The sequence below is a fragment of the Streptococcus sp. 27098_8_103 genome (assembly GCF_041432345.1).
GTDB lineage: Bacteria > Bacillota > Bacilli > Lactobacillales > Streptococcaceae > Streptococcus > Streptococcus mitis_BV.
In genome coordinates, this window is record NZ_JAPVZK010000064.1 from 1 (window position 1) to 786 (window position 786).

Annotated in this window: 1 rRNA gene; it reads left to right on the plus strand. The window is 49.0% G+C overall.

From position 1 onward, the window contains the following. Window positions 1-786 (plus strand): 23S ribosomal RNA (locus O3599_RS09905); the annotation flags it as partial.

A 786-nucleotide genomic window follows, 5' to 3' on the forward strand; every position in this document is an offset into this window, starting at 1 on the left:
GAAACCATGTGACCTACCCATGAGCAGGTTGAAGGTGCGGTAAGACGCACTGGAGGACCGAACCAGGGCACGTTGAAAAGTGCTTGGATGACTTGTGGGTAGCGGAGAAATTCCAAACGAACTTGGAGATAGCTGGTTCTCTCCGAAATAGCTTTAGGGCTAGCGTCGACATTAGAGATTCTTGGAGGTAGAGCACTGTTTGGGTGAGGGGTCCATCCCGGATTACCAATCTCAGATAAACTCCGAATGCCAATGAATTATGGTCGGCAGTCAGACTGCGAGTGCTAAGATCCGTAGTCGAAAGGGAAACAGCCCAGACCACCAGCTAAGGTCCCAAAATAATTGTTAAGTGGAAAAGGATGTGGGGTTGCACAGACAACTAGGATGTTAGCTTAGAAGCAGCTATTCATTCAAAGAGTGCGTAATAGCTCACTAGTCGAGTGACCCTGCGCCGAAAATGTACCGGGGCTAAAACAATTTACCGAAGCTGTGGATACCTTTATAGGTATGGTAGGAGAGCGTTCTATGTGTGAAGAAGGTGTACCGTGAGGAGTGCTGGAACGCATAGAAGTGAGAATGCCGGTATGAGTAGCGAAAGACAGGTGAGAATCCTGTCCACCGTAAGACTAAGGTTTCCAGGGGAAGGCTCGTCCGCCCTGGGTTAGTCGGGACCTAAGGAGAGACCGAAAGGTGTATCCGATGGACAACAGGTTGATATTCCTGTACTAGAGTATGTAGTGATGGAGGGACGCAGTAGGCTAACTAAAGCAGACGATTGGAAGTGTC